Genomic DNA, 16816 nt, shown 5'->3' on the forward strand with positions numbered 1-16816 from the left:
TAGGATTAAGCAATGAAAAAAATTATATTAGCTGCACTGCTGGGCGCTGTAACCCTATCTGCAACTGCTGCGGAAAAAGAAACCATCCGTTTTGCAACAGAAGCGACTTACGCACCTTTTGAAATGTTCGATAAGAATAACCAAATCGTTGGCTTTGACGTTGATTTAGCCAATGCAATGTGTGAAAAAATGAATGCAACTTGTACATTTACTCACCAATCTTTCGACAGCTTAATTCCTAGCTTAAAATTCCGTCGCTTTGAAGCATTAATGGCAGGTATCGATATTACCCCTGAGCGCCAACAGCAAGTAGATTTCACTGAGACTTACTACCCTAACTCAGCAGAATTTATTGCTGTAAAAGAAAAAATCAGCTCAGTAGACCAATTAAAAGATAAAAAAATTGGTGTTCAAAACGGAACCACTCACCAAAAATACATCATGGAACAACATAAAGGGATGACAACCGTTCCTTATGATAACTACCAATCTGCTATTTTAGACCTACAAAATGGCCGTATCGATGCCGTCTTCGGTGATACCGCAGTTGCTGACGAATGGTTAAAAGCTAAAGGTAACGAAAACTTAGCTGCTGTTGGTGAAAAAGTGACTGACCCACAATATTTCGGTATTGGTTTAGGTATTGCGGTTCGTAAAGGGAATAAAGAGCTGTTGGATAAAATGAATAAAGCCTTAGCTGAAGTTAAAGCAGACGGCACTTATGATGCTATCCACAAAAAATGGTTTCAACAGTAATTGATATAATTAATGAGCAACTTTCTATTTTTAACAAGTGCCGCCGGTATCACCGTCGGCCTTGCTGTTTCTGCACTGGTTTTGGGGCTGATCCTCGCCATGTTATTTACTGCGTGGGAGTCCGTTCGTTTTAAACCTATTGCCTTTTTAGGGACCTGCTGGGTTACCTTGATCCGCGGTCTACCTGAATTATTGGTCGTATTATTTGTCTACTTCGGTACATTACAACTGATCAATTTGTTTGGTGATGGGTTCGATATAAACCTCGGTTTTTGGCAAACCACTATTCAAATCGACCCCAGCATTTTCTTTGCTAATAGTGGCGAATTTGACTATACCCCATTTGTTTGTGGTGTTATTGCCCTTGCCTTGTTGTACGCCTCTTATGCATCACAAACATTAAGAGGAGCTTTAAAAGCGGTACCTTATGGCCAGTGGGAAGCAGGTTTTGCATTAGGTTTAAACAAACGCACTATTTTCTTTCGGTTCATTATGCCGCAAATGTGGCGCCATGCGCTTCCAGGCTTAGGCAACCAATGGCTTGTATTATTAAAAGATACCGCGTTAGTTTCACTCATCAGTGTTAATGATTTGATGCTACAAACAAAAACAATCGTCAATAGAACTCACGAACCATTCACATGGTACGCCATTGTGGGTTTGATTTACCTTGCCATTACGTTAGTCAGTCAAGTTATCTTAAAACGTATTGAATTGCGTACTACTCGCTTTGAGCGAGGTGAATCAAAATGATGGATTTAATTTTAGATATTCTTCCAGGGCTACCAACCAGCTTATCACTAACGTTTAGCGCACTCATTGTGGCTTTTATCTTAGCGATATTATTTACTTTAGTTCTCTCGCTGAAAACCCCTGTGGTTTCTCAAGCCGTTAAAATCTATATCACGCTTTTCACTGGTACGCCGTTATTGGTACAATTTTTCTTAATTTATAACGGTCCAAGTCAATTTAAATCATTGCAAGATTATCCCATGTTGTGGGAGATTATTTCCACGCCTTGGGTCTGTGCAATGGTTGCATTGGCCTTAAACAGTGCGGCTTATTCCACTTTGTTATTCCACGGCGCAGTTAAAGCCATCCCATCAGGCCAATGGCAGTCTTGCCAAGCCCTCGGTATGAGCAAAATGCAAACCATGCGTATTATTTTGCCTTATGCCTTTAAGCGTTCGTTATCGTCCTATTCCAATGAAGTCGTCCTGATTTTCAAGAGTACATCACTTGCCAGTACGATTACAATGTTAGATGTCATGGGCTATAGCCAACTGATCTTTGGTCAAAGCTGGAATGTGATGGCGTTTGTTGCTGCGGGGATTATTTATTTAGTGGTCAATGCAATTTTAACAGTGCTAATGCGTTTAATTGAACGCAAAGCGTTGGAATTTGAGCACAGAGGTTAGTCTTTCTTTCTCTCCGACAAGTAAAAAAAGCTTGGTCTTATACCAAGCTTTTTTTATTCGCTCAATCGGATTTTTAAAGAACACTTTATTTGAAAATGTAATAATTAAACTAATTAAATAGATATGATTGATGAGTTTATTATGAAAAAAATTCAATTTGACATTCCTTTTGATCAAGACAAACTGCTTACATACTTTAATAAAAAAGAAAATAATGCCCTAAGAAAAAAGCTCACTCAAGTCAGAAATACCTCTAATGCTAGCAATGGAATTTGCCATGGTCTATCAAACCTATACCTTCTTAATGAAAACAAGAGTGATGGGGATAAACTAATTGAATCGATGGGGGCCGCTTTAAAATCCATAAAAGCACAAAGTTACCATTTAAAAAACAGAAAGCCGAATGATGTTGAAGTAAGTTTATTAAATAAACAGATAGTCAATGGCCTGAATATTCAGATCAGTTATGAACGCGCATATGATTTCAATAAAATTGCACACAAAATAGATTCATTACTCATTGATAATAAAAAGAAAAAAACATCATTAATCAATAAAAGCACAGATATTAAAGTAGATAAAAATTTAATATCATTAGATAATAAGGAAAATGACCTTAATATAAAAAATCTATACGATATAACCCATCTACTAATGAAAAATATATCTCGTGTAAATAAAAATGTAAGTTATTTAGATAGTAAATACGAAATTATAGAGTTGGTTACCTTTTACTATAATTTAGTTAGAAAAAACAAAGAAGACTCAATAGAAATTTATTATTGTCATAAAATATTGAATGAGAATATAAAAAACAAAATAATATCTGACTTACCATTAGATGATAAAGAAATTAAAATTTTTCTAGCTAATGCTTTCGAGTTTATATCTAAGCTAGAAATGTATAAAAATACAGCTAAGAATATAAATTCTGGGTTAATCAATGATATAAGCCTACCTATTTGTGACTATGCAAACTTACAAATAAATAAAAACCAATCAAATATTGAAAAACTAAAAGCTGATATAGAGAATAAATTAAAATATAACAATGATTACTATTCACTGATTTCTTATGATGGCCATTGTATGGCAATTTCAATTAAACACGATAAAAATAATTATATATATAAGTTTTTTGACCCTAACAGAGGTATAAAAAAATATGATAACGAAAATGATTTTTTAGAAAACCTAAAACATTTGCTCTCCTATCATAGTGATAAACCTATACCGAATCATATCGATGAATTTAAGTTCAGAGTATTATCCATGGATTCATTCCTGCTGAAACATTAAATTAATTACCCAAATGATATAACGAATATTGAATTGTCGTTTTATACAGTAAAAACCATCACATGGATTTTACTGTACAATACGCTTTAACAACGTCAGCACTTCAAAGTGTGCAGTATGAGGGAATAAGTCAAATAGCTGTACTTTACAGACTTGATAGCCAGCCAACAGTTGTAAATCTTGCGCCATGGTTTGTGCATTACAGCTAGAATACAAAATATATTCGGGCTGCACGTGGGAAAGGAAATCGCATAACTCTTTACCAATTCCTCTGCGTGGCGGATTGACTAAAATAAGCTGAGGGATATCCTGATTCGCCGTGGCAAAACGCGTTGAATCAAGTGCTTTAAACTCAACATGCTTTAATCCAAGTTCATCCGCTGATTGCTGTGCGCTGGCAATCGCTGGCGCACTGATTTCTATCCCTGTTAAGTGAGTGTCTTTTTCAGCACAGTGCAGCCCAAAGCCGCCCACGCCACAAAACAGATCCCACAAGCTATCGATATCTAACGCTTTAACCCATTCCCTCGCGGTTTGGTATAATTTTGCAGCCACTATAGGATTCGTTTGGAAAAAACCTTGTGGCCGAATAAATAAAGGGACTTGATTAAACTCTTCACGAAGTGTGCGCTGCTCCGTTAAGAAAATCTCATCCTCACCTTCAAGTATTGCCATATGCACGGGTTGAATATTGGCGGTGATCACCGCAAGCAGTGGCAACTGTTCTTGTAGCCATGGCAGTGCCTTTTTTAACTGCTCAATTTTTTTCTCTGAGCGCAACACAAACCGCAGCATGAATTTCCCAGAGTAATGACTTTGGGTTAATAATAGGTATTTTAATTCACCGCGTTTGCGCTCAATGTTATAAGGCGTCAGCCCTGCCCTTGCAATAAAAGGAATAATGGCACTAAACACATCAGAAAAGGCATCTGGATACAACGGGCAGTCCGTTAAATCTACACCTTGCCCATCTCGCCCAACAATACCTAAAATTGGCTTCTCAACACTACCACTAACGACCATTTTGGCTTTATTGCGAAAAGCCGTTTGCGGCCCTGTCACTGGAGGCTGAAATAAAGAAGTATCAATAGCAGGCAAAAGAGCCTGTAGTTGGCTCTGCTTTTCGGTAATTTGCTGTTCAGGCGTTAATGTTAGCCATTGGCATGAATGGCATTGCCCTGTGGCATATTTTTCACAATGCATAGCAAAAACTTAGTGGAGAATGACTGAAGGTTTGTCATCAAGAGAAAGCTCAGAGCCTTCTTCAGAGCTGTCATCATCTTCACTAAAGTCATCTTGATTTGCATACAACAAATTATTACTAAAGATTTCAAAGACAATAGCTGAAATTTGCTCTTCCGCTTGCTGTAAAAAATGGCAGAATTGACGATACGTCATTCCTGCTTCTAATGAAAATGATTGGCTAACAATCAATTTAGGCAAGTTTTCATTGTTTATTTCAAGGAAAACTTTTGCCGTTAATGAGCTGGCATTAATTTGGCTGATATTCGCCACTAACGTCACAATCGCTGTCGGTTTGAGTTCAGCTAATGCAGACAACACCAAAACATTATTTAAAATATCGAGCTTTGCATCAAAAATACCGTCTATATTTTGCATATGAGGTAAATGTAATGCAGAGCAGGAATCACACTCGAAATAAGAGGTTTTGAGTTGGTCTAACCATTCACGTAACTTAGTGATGTCAGGGTAACAAATAGAATCCATGGATAGTAACCTTCTTCAACTCAAAATAGTCGTGCAATATCGATTTGTTAGGGTTCTGGCACATTTTCCCCCTAACTAAAAAACGAATAATTCTCACACATTGTAGAGCGAAACACCAGTAAAACCACGCTCAATCTACTTATTCATCTGGTTTATTATCTGTAGAGTCTGGTTTTTTAGATACATTCTTTTCTGGTTGTTTATTATCAATGCCCAAAAAACTCAGGCCATGAATTGCTCGCCAGACAATATTGACCATTGCGGGCACCAAACAGCCAATGCCGACCATAATCATGCTCACGATCGCCCCTGGCTGCATTAAAGGCTCCGGCAATGTGATATAGTCATTTGTTGCTAACAAAACAATAATAAGCAGAATGATCCCCACACCTTCTAACACGATAATGGGCTTTGGCATGTCCGCCAGTGAACGCATTGTCCCTTTAGACTGAGGTTTATTGCTCATTCTTTTTCTCCTCTCATTATTGTGTCACTTTCTCAAACTGAGAATTATATGTCATACCTATAGGTATAACAGGAAAATTCGACTTTTATTTCATAACTTATGTAGGCATAGTATTGAGCATTGCAATTAGAATCTGAGCTCAAGATAAAAAGGAGATACTATGTATACTGTTATTTTTGGTCGTCCTGGCTGTCCATACTGTGTTCGTGCAAAAGAACTCGCTGAAAAACTGAAAAATGAACGTGAAGATTTTGACTACCGCTACGTTGATATTCAAGCTGAAGGTATTTCTAAAGAAGATTTATCTAAAACTGTTGGCAAACCTGTTGAAACCGTTCCACAAATTTTTATTGATGAGCAACATATTGGTGGATGTACAGATTTCGAAGCTTACGCAAAAGAAAATTTGAATTTATACAAATAATTAGCCCTTTCCGTTTTTCATCTCAACAAGCAAAGTTGTTCACTTATTTATAGGTGTTAACACTTTGCTTGTTCTTTTTGTGCTATTTAAGCCAAATTTAATAAAAATATTGCACTTTTTTTCATCTAAGTGAGAACTTTCTTTTTTAGACGGAGTCTTAATTAATGCCACTGCTTTTCTTTGATGTCCCCATATTGAGGAGCCCGATAGCCAACTTTTTGTTTTCCTGCTATCGGGTTTTTTGTTTTTAACGGCTGAGTTCGCCTTGCAATGTAATGATTAACCTACGTTTTCCACCATAATTTCGGTGCTCACATAAATAAATCCCCTGCCACGTCCCCATGTTTAAACGCCCTTTAGTAATTGGAATAGTCAAACTTGCACCCAATAAACTGCTTTTTAAGTGCGCAGGCATGTCATCACTTCCTTCATAATCATGCTTATAATAAGGTTCATTTTCAGGAACGGCCTGATTGAAAAAGCTCTCGAAATCTTCCCTGACAGTGTAATCTGCATTTTCATTGATTGTTAAAGATGCTGATGTATGTTGAATAAAAATATTCGCTAAACCAACCTTGATTAAGCTAAGTTCAGGAAGTTGCTTGAGAATTTCTTCTGTCACTAAATGAAACCCTCTCGCTTTTGCGCTAAGTTGTATCTCTTTTTGCCACCACATCACTTTTTCTCCCTTGACTTATCTAAACTCATTACTGCACTAAATAATTATTGAGTAAATGTTAAACCGCAAGTAAATTTGTCGCATATAGCTTTCAATAATAAGACAAAGGGACTTTACCTGCTCATTAAGAAACTTTAATCTCCCCCTTTTATATCTATTCTGTCTCACTAACCATCTGACCGAGGTACTGAACTGTGCTGGAACAACTTAACCTTGATCTATTCAATTTGATCAATGCGACTCCAGAAACCGCTAGTGGAACCATTGCTGTAGCGAACGTGATTGCGAAACGCTTAATTCTATTATTTCCACTATTTACTGTTGCTTGTTGGTTTTGGGGCGCCCAGCCAAATATGACTCGCCAACGTGCTTTTGCTTGTAAAGCAGCCATTGCTATCGTCATTGGCTTAACCATTTCATGGCTAGTGGGCTATTTCGCGCCGCATGACCGCCCATTTGTCATGGGAATTGGCACTAATTTCTCCGAGCATGAAGCCACGCCTTCATTCCCAAGTAACCATGGCACGATTGTCTTTACATTCGCTTTTGCATTTCTTTTCTGGCTAAGAACTTGGGTTGGCCTCGTGATGATGATCCCCGCTGTCGTTATTGCTTGGTCACGTATTTACCTCGGTGTTCATTGGCCTTTAGATATGGCAGGTGCCTTTATACTGGCGATTGTCGCATGCGGTTTGGCCCAGATCCTCTGGTCTGTTGGTGCGTATAAAATTCAATTACCTATCACTCGGCTATATAGTTTTATTTTTGCATCTCTTATTCGTAAAGGTTGGTTTCAACCATAACAACGTATATTCAAATACTGGCATTAATTAATGCCAGTATTTTTAGCATTATAAAAATTGCGCTAAATCAAAGTTTCTGTTTATTTCCATTCTCATGATTAAAACTTTTTTGAAGTTATCAATAAAATTATTAAAACAATTACTTAACAAATATCTTGTTACCTATTTTAATTATTTTTTTCGTTGCAAAAAAAGTGGCAAATATAAGCACAAAAAAAACGTAAAATAATTAATATATAGTTATCTTTCCTCCAATTTTCAAACTAATTAGTTACGCAATAAACCAATCTAAAAGATAAAAATATTTTATTTATTTTCAATTGGTTATCATTTATCTATAACAATTTACTTGTACTATTATTACAGTACAGCTCAATATTTATATTGATATGGATGATATTTTAATCAGCTCAATTTTAATCATTAATATAATAATATTTTTCTAACAGAATTTAATTCTGCTCACATTTAAGTAAAGCTTAACTTATTCACCCACTATTTAATTGCTAATAAATACAAACTTAACACAAATTTATTTAACATTTTTATAAAATATAATTATATCTCGCAATCTTGGGGGATATTTCTCTTTTGAGATAATGATCACGGCATTTTATTCTGGTAAACTATAAATTCACACACTCAAAATCCAATGTTAAAATTTAATGATAAAAATACAAAACTGATTGAAAATCAATTTACCGTCAATTTTAGTTTTATTTCCAATCAGATTGTTACGCAAAAGAAAACAATTGTTATTGAGTAATTGTTCGTACCAAAAGATTAAAAGGTCGTAACGCATTTGCAGTTACGCTAAATGATTTTTTTGACTTATATTTTCGGAGACTATTATGGATGCAACAAAAGTTGGTTCCATCGACAAAACGGCCTCGCAAACAGTAAATAGTAGTGCTTGGCGCAAAACTGACACAGTATGGATGCTGGGTTTATATGGTACAGCTATCGGTGCTGGGGTATTGTTTTTGCCAATCAATGCAGGTATGAGTGGTTTATTACCTGTTTTACTGATGCTGGTATTAGCCTTCCCAATGACATTTTTTGCTCACCGTGGGTTAACACGCTTCGTTCTTTCTGGTTCAAAACCTGATGGTGATATCACTGAAGTTGTAGAAGAACATTTTGGTCGCACAGCAGGAAACTGGATCACCCTACTCTACTTCTTTGCTATTTACCCTATTCTTCTTGTTTATGGTGTTTCCATCACCAATAACGTCAATAAATTCTTAACCGAATTATTGGGCGTTGGCGCACCACCACGCTGGTTACTTGCCTTGATCCTTGTAGGCGGAGTAATGGCGATTGTGGCATTCGGTGAAAAATACATCGTAAAAGTCATGAGTATGTTAGTGTTTCCATTTATCGCCGTGCTGGTTGCATTCTCACTGTATATGATCCCACATTGGTCTGGTGATGTACTAAATACATTAACTTGGGAAGGTATCACTGAAGCAACAAAAAATACCGGCGGACAAAGCATCTGGGTCACTATTTGGCTAACAATCCCAGTGATGGTATTCGCATTTAACCACTCGCCAATTATCTCCGCTTTCTCCGTTGCAAAACGTGAAGAATACGGTGATGCAGCTGAACAAAAATGTTCACGGATCCTTGCTTCTGCACACATTCTGATGGTGCTGACAGTTATGTTCTTCGTGATAAGCTGTGTCTTTACCTTATCTTCAGCGGATCTTGCACAAGCTAAAGCACAAAATATCAGTATTCTTGACTACCTGTCTGGCTATTTTGACCAGCCATTCATTAAATATGCAGCTGCAATCATTGCCTTTATTGCAATTATTAAATCCTTCCTTGGTCATTATTTAGGTGCTCGTGAAGGTTTCAATGGTCTAGTTGAACGTGCTTACCGTGCAAAAGGTAAAACAATTGATGTTCGCAAGTTAAACCGCGGTACTGCAATCTTCATGTTAGTCACAACTTGGTTAGTGGCAACATTGAACCCAGGTGTGCTGGATATTATTGAAAGCCTCGGTGGCCCAGTTATCGCTATCTTACTGTTCTTGATGCCAATGTATGCAATTAGCAAGGTACCAGCAATGCGTAAATACTCAGGTAAAATCAGTAATGTATTTATCGTAATTATGGGTCTGGTCGCTATCTCTGCGGCAACATATAAGTTATTCTTCTAATTGAAGCCACTAGGTAGCGACCAACAACGGAAGCTACCTAATTTCAATGACTTTCTACAAAAGGAAGCACTGAATATGATTAGTGTATTTGATATCTTCAAAATTGGCATCGGCCCTTCAAGTTCCCATACCGTCGGCCCAATGAAAGCGGGCAAACAGTTTGTTGACGACCTTATCCAGCAAAAATTACTCTCTCGCACAACACGAATTGCAGTTGATGTATATGGTTCGCTCTCTTTAACGGGTAAAGGCCATGCAACGGATATGGCGATTATTATGGGTCTTGCGGGTAACTTACCGGATACCATTGATATTGACGCTATTCCTGCTTTTATGCGTAATGTTGAGCAAACTGAAAGGCTCTCCCTTGCACAAGGGCAACATGAAGTTGATTTCCCTACTGAAGGGGGGATGAATTTTCATACAACCAATCTCCCCCTCCATGAAAATGGAATGAGTATTACGGCATTCAGTGGTGATGATGTTATTTACAGCAAAAATTACTATTCTATCGGCGGTGGTTTTATTGTCGATGAAGAACATTTTGGCCAGTCAGACGAAAATGCAGTTCAAGTCCCTTACCCATTTAAATATGCGGCCGACCTGCAAAAACATTGTAAAGACACAGGGTTATCACTTTCCGCACTCGTGATGCAGAATGAATTAGCGTTACGCAGTAAAGAAGAAATTCAGCAATATCTCTCGTCCGTATGGGATGTCATGAAATCCGGTATTGAACGGGGAGTGACAACCGAAGGTTTACTACCAGGCCCATTACGTGTGCCACGTCGAGCAGCAGCGTTACGTCGTCAACTCGTAACAACCGATAACACCAATATGGACCCAATGGCCGTCATAGATTGGATCAATATGTATGCGCTTGCCGTTAACGAAGAAAATGCAGCGGGTGGTCGTGTTGTAACGGCACCAACGAATGGTGCATGTGGCATTATTCCTGCGGTATTAGCTTATTATGATAAGTTTATTCGCCCTGTGAATGAAAATTCCTATACCCGTTATTTTCTAGTTTCCGGTGTCATTGGTGCATTATATAAAATGAATGCGTCAATTTCCGGCGCCGAAGTGGGCTGCCAAGGAGAAGTGGGTGTTGCTTGTTCGATGGCCGCTGCGGGGCTCGCCGAATTAATGGGCGGTAGCCCTGAGCAAGTGTGTATCGCAGCAGAAATTGCCATGGAGCATAACTTAGGTCTCACCTGCGACCCTGTTGGAGGGCAAGTTCAAGTACCTTGTATTGAACGTAACGCCATTGCTTCCGTTAAAGCCGTAAATGCAGCACGCATGGCATTACGCCGTGTCAGTGACCCACGTGTTTGCCTCGATAAAGTCATTGAAACCATGTATGAAACTGGTAAAGATATTAACGCTAAGTATCGTGAAACATCCCAAGGGGGATTAGCGATTAAATTGGCTCACTGCGAATAGCATTTGTTTATCTATCGTCTCTATAAAAATGCCTGCTAATGCAGGCATTTTTTGTTCACATCATTTTCATTTAATCATTATTAACCGAAAATGGCACTCCACCAGCCGCTAATCGTTTTCATGATGTAATCCCAAATACGACCGAAGAACCCCGCTTCCTCAACGGCACTTTTTGCAACTAGAGGATGCTGTTCGACGACTTCATCATTCAGAATAAAGTTAATCGTTCCTACCGCTTGGTTTTTAGCAAGAGGCGCTTCAAGTGAATCGTTAGTTAGTTGAATATCCACTTTCAAGTTTTGCAATTGCCCTTTAGGAATCGTAATTGAAACATCATCGGCAACACCTAAATCAACTTCTGAAGTATCACCAAACCAGACACGCTGCTTTTTCAGTGTGGCATCTGCCTTAATTGGCGTGACAGTTTCAAAGAAACGGAAACCCCAAGTGAGTAATTTTTCGCTTTCAGAAAAACGCACACGGTCACTTGGCGCTCCCAACACAACTGAAATCAAACGCATATCGCCTTCTGTTGCAGAGGCGACTAGGTTATGGCCTGCTCCACTCGTGTGCCCAGTTTTTACGCCATCCACTTTTAAATTTTGGTTCCATAACAGACGGTTACGGTTTGGTTGACGAATTTTATTAAAGGTAAACTCTTTTTCCTTGTGCAGTGCGTATTCATCGGGAACATCACGGATCATTGCTTGGGTTAACAATGCCATATCCCGTGCAGTACTATATTGCCCCTCTGAATCGAGGCCATGAACGGTTTTAAAATGGGTATTCTTTAAACCAATCTTTTGCACGTATTGATTCATTAAACTCACAAATGAGTCTTGGCTACCTGCAACATAATCGGCAAGAGCAATACTGGCATCATTCCCTGACTGGATCACAATCCCTTTATTTAAATCCAATACGGAAACACGATCTTTTGGCTTTAAAAACATCAAAGAAGAGCCTTTAAGAACAGGGTTTCCCGTTGCCCATGCATCTTCACCTACCGTAACCATATCCTGAGGGGTAATTTTCCCCGCATTCACCGCTTGCCCAATCACATAGCTGGTCATAATTTTTGTTAAACTTGCGGGATCTAAACGTTCATCTGGATTCCCAGACGCTAAAATTTTACCGCTATTATAATCCATCAAAACAAACGCTTTTGCATCGACTTGAGGAGCAACCGGTGTCTGCGCCGCATAAGCACTGGTACTTACGGCAACCAAAAGACTCAACCCAATACCAGCTCGGCGGGTTTTTAAAGACAACATTTTCTTACTCATCGGTTATTCCTTCACTTAATTCTACACATTTAAATTACTGTCATTGACTCAACATCACTAAACGAGAACCCATCGCTGTGACAAAATTTGATAACTAGACCTAATATAAGACTTTAATTTCACTGAGGCCACTGATAACAAATAAACATTTGCCTCTGAGTAAATTTAATCTATCTTAACCATGGTCGATGCCAAAAAATCAAAATTTAGGAGACTGCCATGTTAACTGTTTGGGGACGCGTCAACTCTTCCAATGTCAAAAAAGTACTTTGGTGCTTAGAAGAATTAAATATCGCTTACAATCAAAAAGATGTGGGTGGCCCATTTGGTGGGCTAGATACACCTGAATATATAAAAATGAATCCAAACAGCACAATTCCAACTCTACAGGATGATGACTTTGCGCTGTGGGAATCGAATGCGATTTTACGTTACCTTACGGAAAAGTTTGATCATTCTCACTTATTGCTCGCACAAGACCTACAAGAACGAGCTGCCGCAGATAAATGGATGGATTGGAGTGGTGCTAATTTATTCGACCAAATTAAACAGATGATGAACAAAATTGTTCGTGTCCCAGAAGCGGATAGAGACCCAGAACAAGCTAAAATTATTTATCGCAATATCAATCGGTTACTAACCATTGCTGATAATGCATTAGCTAACCAAGCCTATTTTAGTGGTGATAAATTTGGTATCGCTGACATTGCTATCGCACCACTATTTTACCCTTGGCATGAAATTGTCACTGAACGCCCCGAATTTAACAATTTGGAACGCTGGTACCAGCAACTGACCACACGCCCTGCGTTCCAAAAAATTGTCATGATCCCGATTAAATAATCACAGGGTCATATTCATCAAACTTGGGTTTGGGTACTGGTATTCAAACCCGAGTTCTTGGCAAATTCTATTACCGTTAATGGTTTTCCCCACTAATGCACTCTCTTCCTCAATAAACTGAGGCGGAACTAACCCGATAGATTGTGCTGCATGAGTATAAAATTCGGCTCGTGTTGGGTGGACTGGCGCACAGAGGTTATAAATATGCCCCCCTTGCGGTTGCTGGAGCAATAATAAAATGGCAGCAATCACATCATCTTGATGAACCATATTCACAGGCTGGTTTGCCCCCTTTACCCCGGTTTTCCCCGCTAAAAAACGCCCTGCATGGCGTTTTTCACCGACTAATCCCGCTAATCGCAGAATATCCACCGATATGTTCGGTAACTGATGCAACCACTGTTCTGTCGCCACCAAGGCTTTAGCCGAATCCGTCACCCCATCCAATAGGCTGTCTTCGGTCATTTCACCATTTTGTTCCCCATAAACCGCAGTAGATGACGTGAAAATAACTTTAGGCACCTGAAATGCTATTGCGCTATTCACCAGTGTTTCAATCGCCATCACATAGTATTCGGTATTAATTTTAGAGGGTGGAAGCAAGATAACGATAGCATCACTTTGTTCCATCAACTGCGCTAAATCGTCGTCATCACATTCAAGTTCTGGGGTTAATTTCAATGCATAACACTCAATTCCAACCGCTTGAGCGGCTTCAATACCATCTGGTGTCGTTTTAGTTCCAACCACATGAATGCCTTGAGACAATAAGGCTTGGGCGAGTGGTAACCCAACCCACCCTAATCCGATGACAGTGACTTTTTTCATACAATGGCTCCTTAATCGACCAACCAGCTGAAATTAATCACAGAGTAGCTGAAAACCATAAAACTTCCGAATACAATTTCTGAGAGATTTATCACTATAAAAAGTGAACAACTAATTATTATTGGTTATTTTTTAAAAAAAGGTTGCATTCATAGGGGGAAATCGGATAGGTTGAATACCAATGAGTATTTAGTTAGCACAATGAATGTTTAGTCATTCACTTAAATAACAGAACGGAAGACATTATGAATCGTATTTCACGCAACCATCATCATCACCATCATCCTGACTAGTCTTTCGGGCGATGTGTGCTGGAAGACGTTCAACGAATCTTCCGGTGGCTGAAATGCGAATTGAGAGAACCCTCGGAAGATAATCTTCCGAGGGTTTTTTTATTCTTGAACAAAGAGTTACTAAACAAAAAAATTTAAAAGGGATAAGGGTAAAGTCATGTTGGATAAATCACGTTTACGTATTGCAATACAAAAATCAGGCCGTTTGAGTGAAGAATCAAGAGAATTGCTTTCTCGCTGTGGCATCAAAATCAATTTACAACAACAACGTTTGATTGCTTATGCAGAAAATATGCCTATTGATTTACTCCGCGTTCGCGATGACGATATTCCGGGGCTGGTCATGGACGGTGTCGTTGACTTAGGGATCATCGGTGAAAACGTTCTTGAAGAAGAGTTATTAAACCGCCGTGCTCAAGGGGAAAACCCGCAGTATAAAACCCTGCGTCGTCTTGATTTCGGTGGGTGCCGCTTATCTCTCGCTGCCCCATTAGATTTCAACTATACCGGTGCTGAGTGCTTAAATGGCTCACGTGTTGCAACTTCCTACCCTCACTTGTTAAAACGCTATTTCGACCAAAAAGGCATTCAATTTAAATCATGCCTGTTAAATGGTTCAGTTGAAGTTGCCCCGCGTGCTGGCCTTTCCGACGCTATCTGTGACCTCGTCTCTACAGGTGCAACACTTGAAGCAAACGGCCTAAAAGAAGTGGAAGTTATTTATCGCTCTAAAGCCTGTTTAATTCAACGTGATGGCGAGATGTCGCCGGAAAAACAACAGCTTATTGACCGCATGATGACCCGTATCCAAGGTGTTATCCAAGCACGTGAATCCAAATACATCATGTTGCACGCGCCAAGTGAAACACTGGAAGAGATCATAGCCTTGCTGCCGGGCGCTGAACGCCCAACAATTCTACCGTTAGCTGGCGAACAAAGCCGTGTAGCGATGCACATGGTAAGCTCAGAAACGCTGTTCTGGGAAACTATGGAAAAACTCAAAGCTTTAGGGGCAAGCTCTATTCTTGTCCTGCCAATTGAAAAAATGATGGAGTAAGCCGTCATGAAAATGGGATTTAACCAACCTGTTCGCTGGTCGGCTTGTAACCAAGAGCAACAAAGCGCTTTATTAATGCGCCCCGCAATAGCGGCTTCTGGTAGCATTAGTACTGCGGTTAGCCAAATTATTGACCAAGTCCGTAACGAGGGCGATGCTGCCCTCCAAGCACTGAGCCGTCGTTTCGATAAAACTGAAATCGAAACAGTGCGTGTACCTGCAAATGCTGTTAACGCGGCAGAGGCTCGTCTTGGTGATGAAATCAAAACAGCAATGAAAACCGCCATTGGTAACATTCGTCGTTTTCACGAAGCCCAAAAACCCACTCCGATTACAGTAGAAACACAGGCAGGCGTCGTGTGCCAACAAGTCACACGCCCAATAGATGCGGTCGGTTTATATATTCCGGGGGGGTCTGCTCCCCTGTTATCAACGGTCATGATGTTGGGAACCCCTGCGAATATCGCAGGCTGTCGCAAAATTATTTTGTGTTCGCCCCCACCTATTGCCGATGAGATTTTGTATGCAGCGAAACTGTGTGGCATCAGTGATATTTTCCAAGTAGGCGGTGCGCAAGCGATTGCTGCAATGGCATTTGGTACCCAAAGTATTCCTGCGGTTGATAAAATTTTTGGCCCTGGTAATGCCTATGTCACTGAAGCAAAACGCCAAGTGAGTCAAAACCATGATGGAGCCGCTATTGACATGCCTGCGGGACCTTCCGAAGTGTTGGTCATTGCTGATAACGGTGCAAACCCAGCATTTACTGCATCTGATTTGCTATCTCAAGCAGAACATGGCCCTGATTCACAAGTTATTTTATTAACTGATGATGAAAACTTTGCCCAACGCGTGATCGAAGAAACAGAAAAACAATTAGCGCAACTTTCACGTGCAGAAATTGCTCGAGAAGCATTGAGCGCCAGCCGTGTCATCATCGCTGATTCCATCGCTCAATGCGTTGAAATTAGTAACCGTTATGGCCCTGAGCACTTAATACTGCAAACTCGCAATGCAGATGATTTAGTAGATGCAATTACTAGCGCGGGCTCGGTGTTTGTTGGCGACTGGTCACCGGAGTCGGCTGGCGACTATGCATCAGGCACAAATCACGTATTACCCACTTACGGGTATACCGCAACCTATTCAAGCCTTGGCCTCGCCGATTTTATGAAGCGAATGACAGTTCAAAAACTGTCGAAGCAAGGTTTATTAGGCTTAGCCGACACCATCGAAACCTTAGCCCAAGCAGAGCAACTCACCGCTCACAAAAATGCCGTTACCTTACGCGTTAACGAACTAAAAAAACAAAATCAGGAGTAAGT

The 16816-nt window shown here is 39.7% G+C and carries 17 protein-coding genes and 1 other annotated feature; of the genes, 11 read left to right on the plus strand and 6 right to left on the minus strand.

Features of this window, described 5'->3' with window-relative positions; translation table 11 throughout:
* The first annotated feature begins 12 nt into the window (after window positions 1-12).
* The 4 genes from artJ (at window position 13) to P3L44_RS14645 (ending at window position 3473) form a co-directional block, all read left to right on the plus strand.
* Window positions 13-756, plus strand: a complete 744-nt coding sequence (artJ, locus tag P3L44_RS14630; protein WP_004256405.1) for an arginine ABC transporter substrate-binding protein — start codon at window positions 13-15, stop codon at window positions 754-756.
* Window positions 757-768: 12 nt separating this feature from the next.
* Entirely contained in the window at window positions 769-1509 is a 741-nt protein-coding gene (gene artQ / locus P3L44_RS14635) for an arginine ABC transporter permease ArtQ (protein WP_004256406.1), read from the plus strand.
* On the plus strand, window positions 1506-2174 hold the full coding sequence (gene artM, locus P3L44_RS14640; RefSeq protein ID WP_096864159.1) for an arginine ABC transporter permease ArtM: 669 nt from the start codon (window positions 1506-1508) through the stop codon (window positions 2172-2174). The genes artQ and artM overlap by 4 nt, the downstream gene beginning before the upstream one ends.
* Window positions 2175-2315: 141 nt before the next feature.
* Entirely contained in the window at window positions 2316-3473 is a 1158-nt protein-coding gene (locus P3L44_RS14645) for a hypothetical protein (protein WP_140170819.1), read from the plus strand.
* A 69-nt stretch (window positions 3474-3542) separates the two neighbouring features.
* Here P3L44_RS14645 and rlmC read toward each other — a convergent pair whose 3' ends face one another.
* The 3 genes from rlmC to P3L44_RS14660 form a co-directional block, all read right to left on the minus strand.
* Entirely contained in the window at window positions 3543-4676 is a 1134-nt protein-coding gene (rlmC, locus tag P3L44_RS14650) for a 23S rRNA (uracil(747)-C(5))-methyltransferase RlmC (protein ID WP_272661737.1), read from the minus strand.
* A gap of 9 nt (window positions 4677-4685) precedes the next feature.
* Window positions 4686-5201 carry a YbjN domain-containing protein gene (locus tag P3L44_RS14655; protein ID WP_096864157.1) on the minus strand — a complete coding sequence of 172 codons (516 nt, stop codon included), beginning with the start codon at window positions 5199-5201 and terminating at the stop codon, window positions 4686-4688.
* A gap of 139 nt (window positions 5202-5340) precedes the next feature.
* A complete protein-coding gene (locus P3L44_RS14660) occupies window positions 5341-5667 on the minus strand; it encodes a YbjC family protein (RefSeq protein ID WP_004256421.1) in 327 nt (108 codons plus the stop codon).
* A gap of 160 nt (window positions 5668-5827) precedes the next feature.
* Here P3L44_RS14660 and P3L44_RS14665 point away from each other — a divergent pair, with 160 nt between their 5' ends.
* The gene (locus P3L44_RS14665) at window positions 5828-6091 is read left to right on the plus strand and encodes a GrxA family glutaredoxin (RefSeq protein WP_004256424.1); all 264 of its coding nucleotides are present in this window, start codon (window positions 5828-5830) and stop codon (window positions 6089-6091) included.
* Window positions 6092-6338: 247 nt separating this feature from the next.
* Here the strand turns inward: P3L44_RS14665 and P3L44_RS14670 are convergent, their stop codons facing one another.
* Entirely contained in the window at window positions 6339-6767 is a 429-nt protein-coding gene (locus tag P3L44_RS14670) for a secondary thiamine-phosphate synthase enzyme YjbQ (RefSeq protein ID WP_140170915.1), read from the minus strand.
* A 197-nt stretch (window positions 6768-6964) separates the two neighbouring features.
* Between P3L44_RS14670 and ybjG the strand changes: the two genes are divergently transcribed.
* From ybjG to P3L44_RS14685, 3 genes are all read left to right on the plus strand, one after another.
* Entirely contained in the window at window positions 6965-7573 is a 609-nt protein-coding gene (gene ybjG / locus P3L44_RS14675; RefSeq protein WP_004256430.1) for an undecaprenyl-diphosphate phosphatase, read from the plus strand.
* A gap of 851 nt (window positions 7574-8424) precedes the next feature.
* The gene (locus P3L44_RS14680) at window positions 8425-9741 is read left to right on the plus strand and encodes a serine/threonine transporter (RefSeq protein WP_004256437.1); all 1317 of its coding nucleotides are present in this window, start codon (window positions 8425-8427) and stop codon (window positions 9739-9741) included.
* A gap of 75 nt (window positions 9742-9816) precedes the next feature.
* Window positions 9817-11184, plus strand: coding sequence for an L-serine ammonia-lyase (locus tag P3L44_RS14685; RefSeq protein ID WP_036957923.1), 1368 nt, complete (start codon window positions 9817-9819; stop codon window positions 11182-11184).
* Window positions 11185-11264: 80 nt separating this feature from the next.
* Here the strand turns inward: P3L44_RS14685 and P3L44_RS14690 are convergent, their stop codons facing one another.
* Complete coding sequence (locus tag P3L44_RS14690) at window positions 11265-12470, minus strand: serine hydrolase (protein WP_004256445.1); 1206 nt, start codon at window positions 12468-12470, stop codon at window positions 11265-11267.
* A gap of 219 nt (window positions 12471-12689) precedes the next feature.
* Here P3L44_RS14690 and P3L44_RS14695 point away from each other — a divergent pair, with 219 nt between their 5' ends.
* Window positions 12690-13313, plus strand: a complete 624-nt coding sequence (locus P3L44_RS14695; RefSeq protein ID WP_140170821.1) for a glutathione S-transferase family protein — start codon at window positions 12690-12692, stop codon at window positions 13311-13313.
* Here P3L44_RS14695 and P3L44_RS14700 read toward each other — a convergent pair whose 3' ends face one another.
* Window positions 13314-14141 carry an SDR family oxidoreductase gene (locus P3L44_RS14700; protein ID WP_112307694.1) on the minus strand — a complete coding sequence of 276 codons (828 nt, stop codon included), beginning with the start codon at window positions 14139-14141 and terminating at the stop codon, window positions 13314-13316. It abuts the gene before it with no gap.
* A gap of 268 nt (window positions 14142-14409) precedes the next feature.
* Window positions 14410-14537, plus strand: a sequence feature (His leader region).
* Window positions 14538-14591: 54 nt separating this feature from the next.
* Between P3L44_RS14700 and hisG the strand changes: the two genes are divergently transcribed.
* Both hisG and hisD read left to right on the plus strand, forming a co-directional pair.
* Window positions 14592-15491 (plus strand): ATP phosphoribosyltransferase, encoded by a 900-nt coding sequence (gene hisG / locus P3L44_RS14705; protein ID WP_004256451.1) that lies wholly within the window; start codon window positions 14592-14594, stop codon window positions 15489-15491.
* Between the two features lie 6 nt (window positions 15492-15497).
* Window positions 15498-16814 carry a histidinol dehydrogenase gene (gene hisD / locus P3L44_RS14710; RefSeq protein WP_140170822.1) on the plus strand — a complete coding sequence of 439 codons (1317 nt, stop codon included), beginning with the start codon at window positions 15498-15500 and terminating at the stop codon, window positions 16812-16814.
* The last annotated feature ends 2 nt before the right edge of the window (window positions 16815-16816 follow it).

The organism is Providencia sp. PROV175 (assembly GCF_032707045.1).
GTDB lineage: Bacteria > Pseudomonadota > Gammaproteobacteria > Enterobacterales > Enterobacteriaceae > Providencia > Providencia hangzhouensis.

Coding starts and splice junctions, on each gene's coding strand:
- artQ (WP_004256406.1), top strand. CDS start 769: ATGAGCAACTTTCTATTTTTAACAAGTGCCGCCGGTATCACCGTCGGC.
- artM (WP_096864159.1), top strand. CDS start 1,506: ATGATGGATTTAATTTTAGATATTCTTCCAGGGCTACCAACCAGCTTA.
- P3L44_RS14645 (WP_140170819.1), top strand. CDS start 2,316: ATGAAAAAAATTCAATTTGACATTCCTTTTGATCAAGACAAACTGCTT.
- P3L44_RS14695 (WP_140170821.1), top strand. CDS start 12,690: ATGTTAACTGTTTGGGGACGCGTCAACTCTTCCAATGTCAAAAAAGTA.
- P3L44_RS14665 (WP_004256424.1), top strand. CDS start 5,828: ATGTATACTGTTATTTTTGGTCGTCCTGGCTGTCCATACTGTGTTCGT.
- P3L44_RS14680 (WP_004256437.1), top strand. CDS start 8,425: ATGGATGCAACAAAAGTTGGTTCCATCGACAAAACGGCCTCGCAAACA.
- hisD (WP_140170822.1), top strand. CDS start 15,498: ATGAAAATGGGATTTAACCAACCTGTTCGCTGGTCGGCTTGTAACCAA.
- hisG (WP_004256451.1), top strand. CDS start 14,592: ATGTTGGATAAATCACGTTTACGTATTGCAATACAAAAATCAGGCCGT.
- P3L44_RS14660 (WP_004256421.1), bottom strand. CDS start 5,667: ATGAGCAATAAACCTCAGTCTAAAGGGACAATGCGTTCACTGGCGGAC.
- P3L44_RS14690 (WP_004256445.1), bottom strand. CDS start 12,470: ATGAGTAAGAAAATGTTGTCTTTAAAAACCCGCCGAGCTGGTATTGGG.
- P3L44_RS14670 (WP_140170915.1), bottom strand. CDS start 6,767: ATGTGGTGGCAAAAAGAGATACAACTTAGCGCAAAAGCGAGAGGGTTT.
- artJ (WP_004256405.1), top strand. CDS start 13: ATGAAAAAAATTATATTAGCTGCACTGCTGGGCGCTGTAACCCTATCT.
- P3L44_RS14685 (WP_036957923.1), top strand. CDS start 9,817: ATGATTAGTGTATTTGATATCTTCAAAATTGGCATCGGCCCTTCAAGT.
- rlmC (WP_272661737.1), bottom strand. CDS start 4,676: ATGCATTGTGAAAAATATGCCACAGGGCAATGCCATTCATGCCAATGG.
- P3L44_RS14655 (WP_096864157.1), bottom strand. CDS start 5,201: ATGGATTCTATTTGTTACCCTGACATCACTAAGTTACGTGAATGGTTA.
- P3L44_RS14700 (WP_112307694.1), bottom strand. CDS start 14,141: ATGAAAAAAGTCACTGTCATCGGATTAGGGTGGGTTGGGTTACCACTC.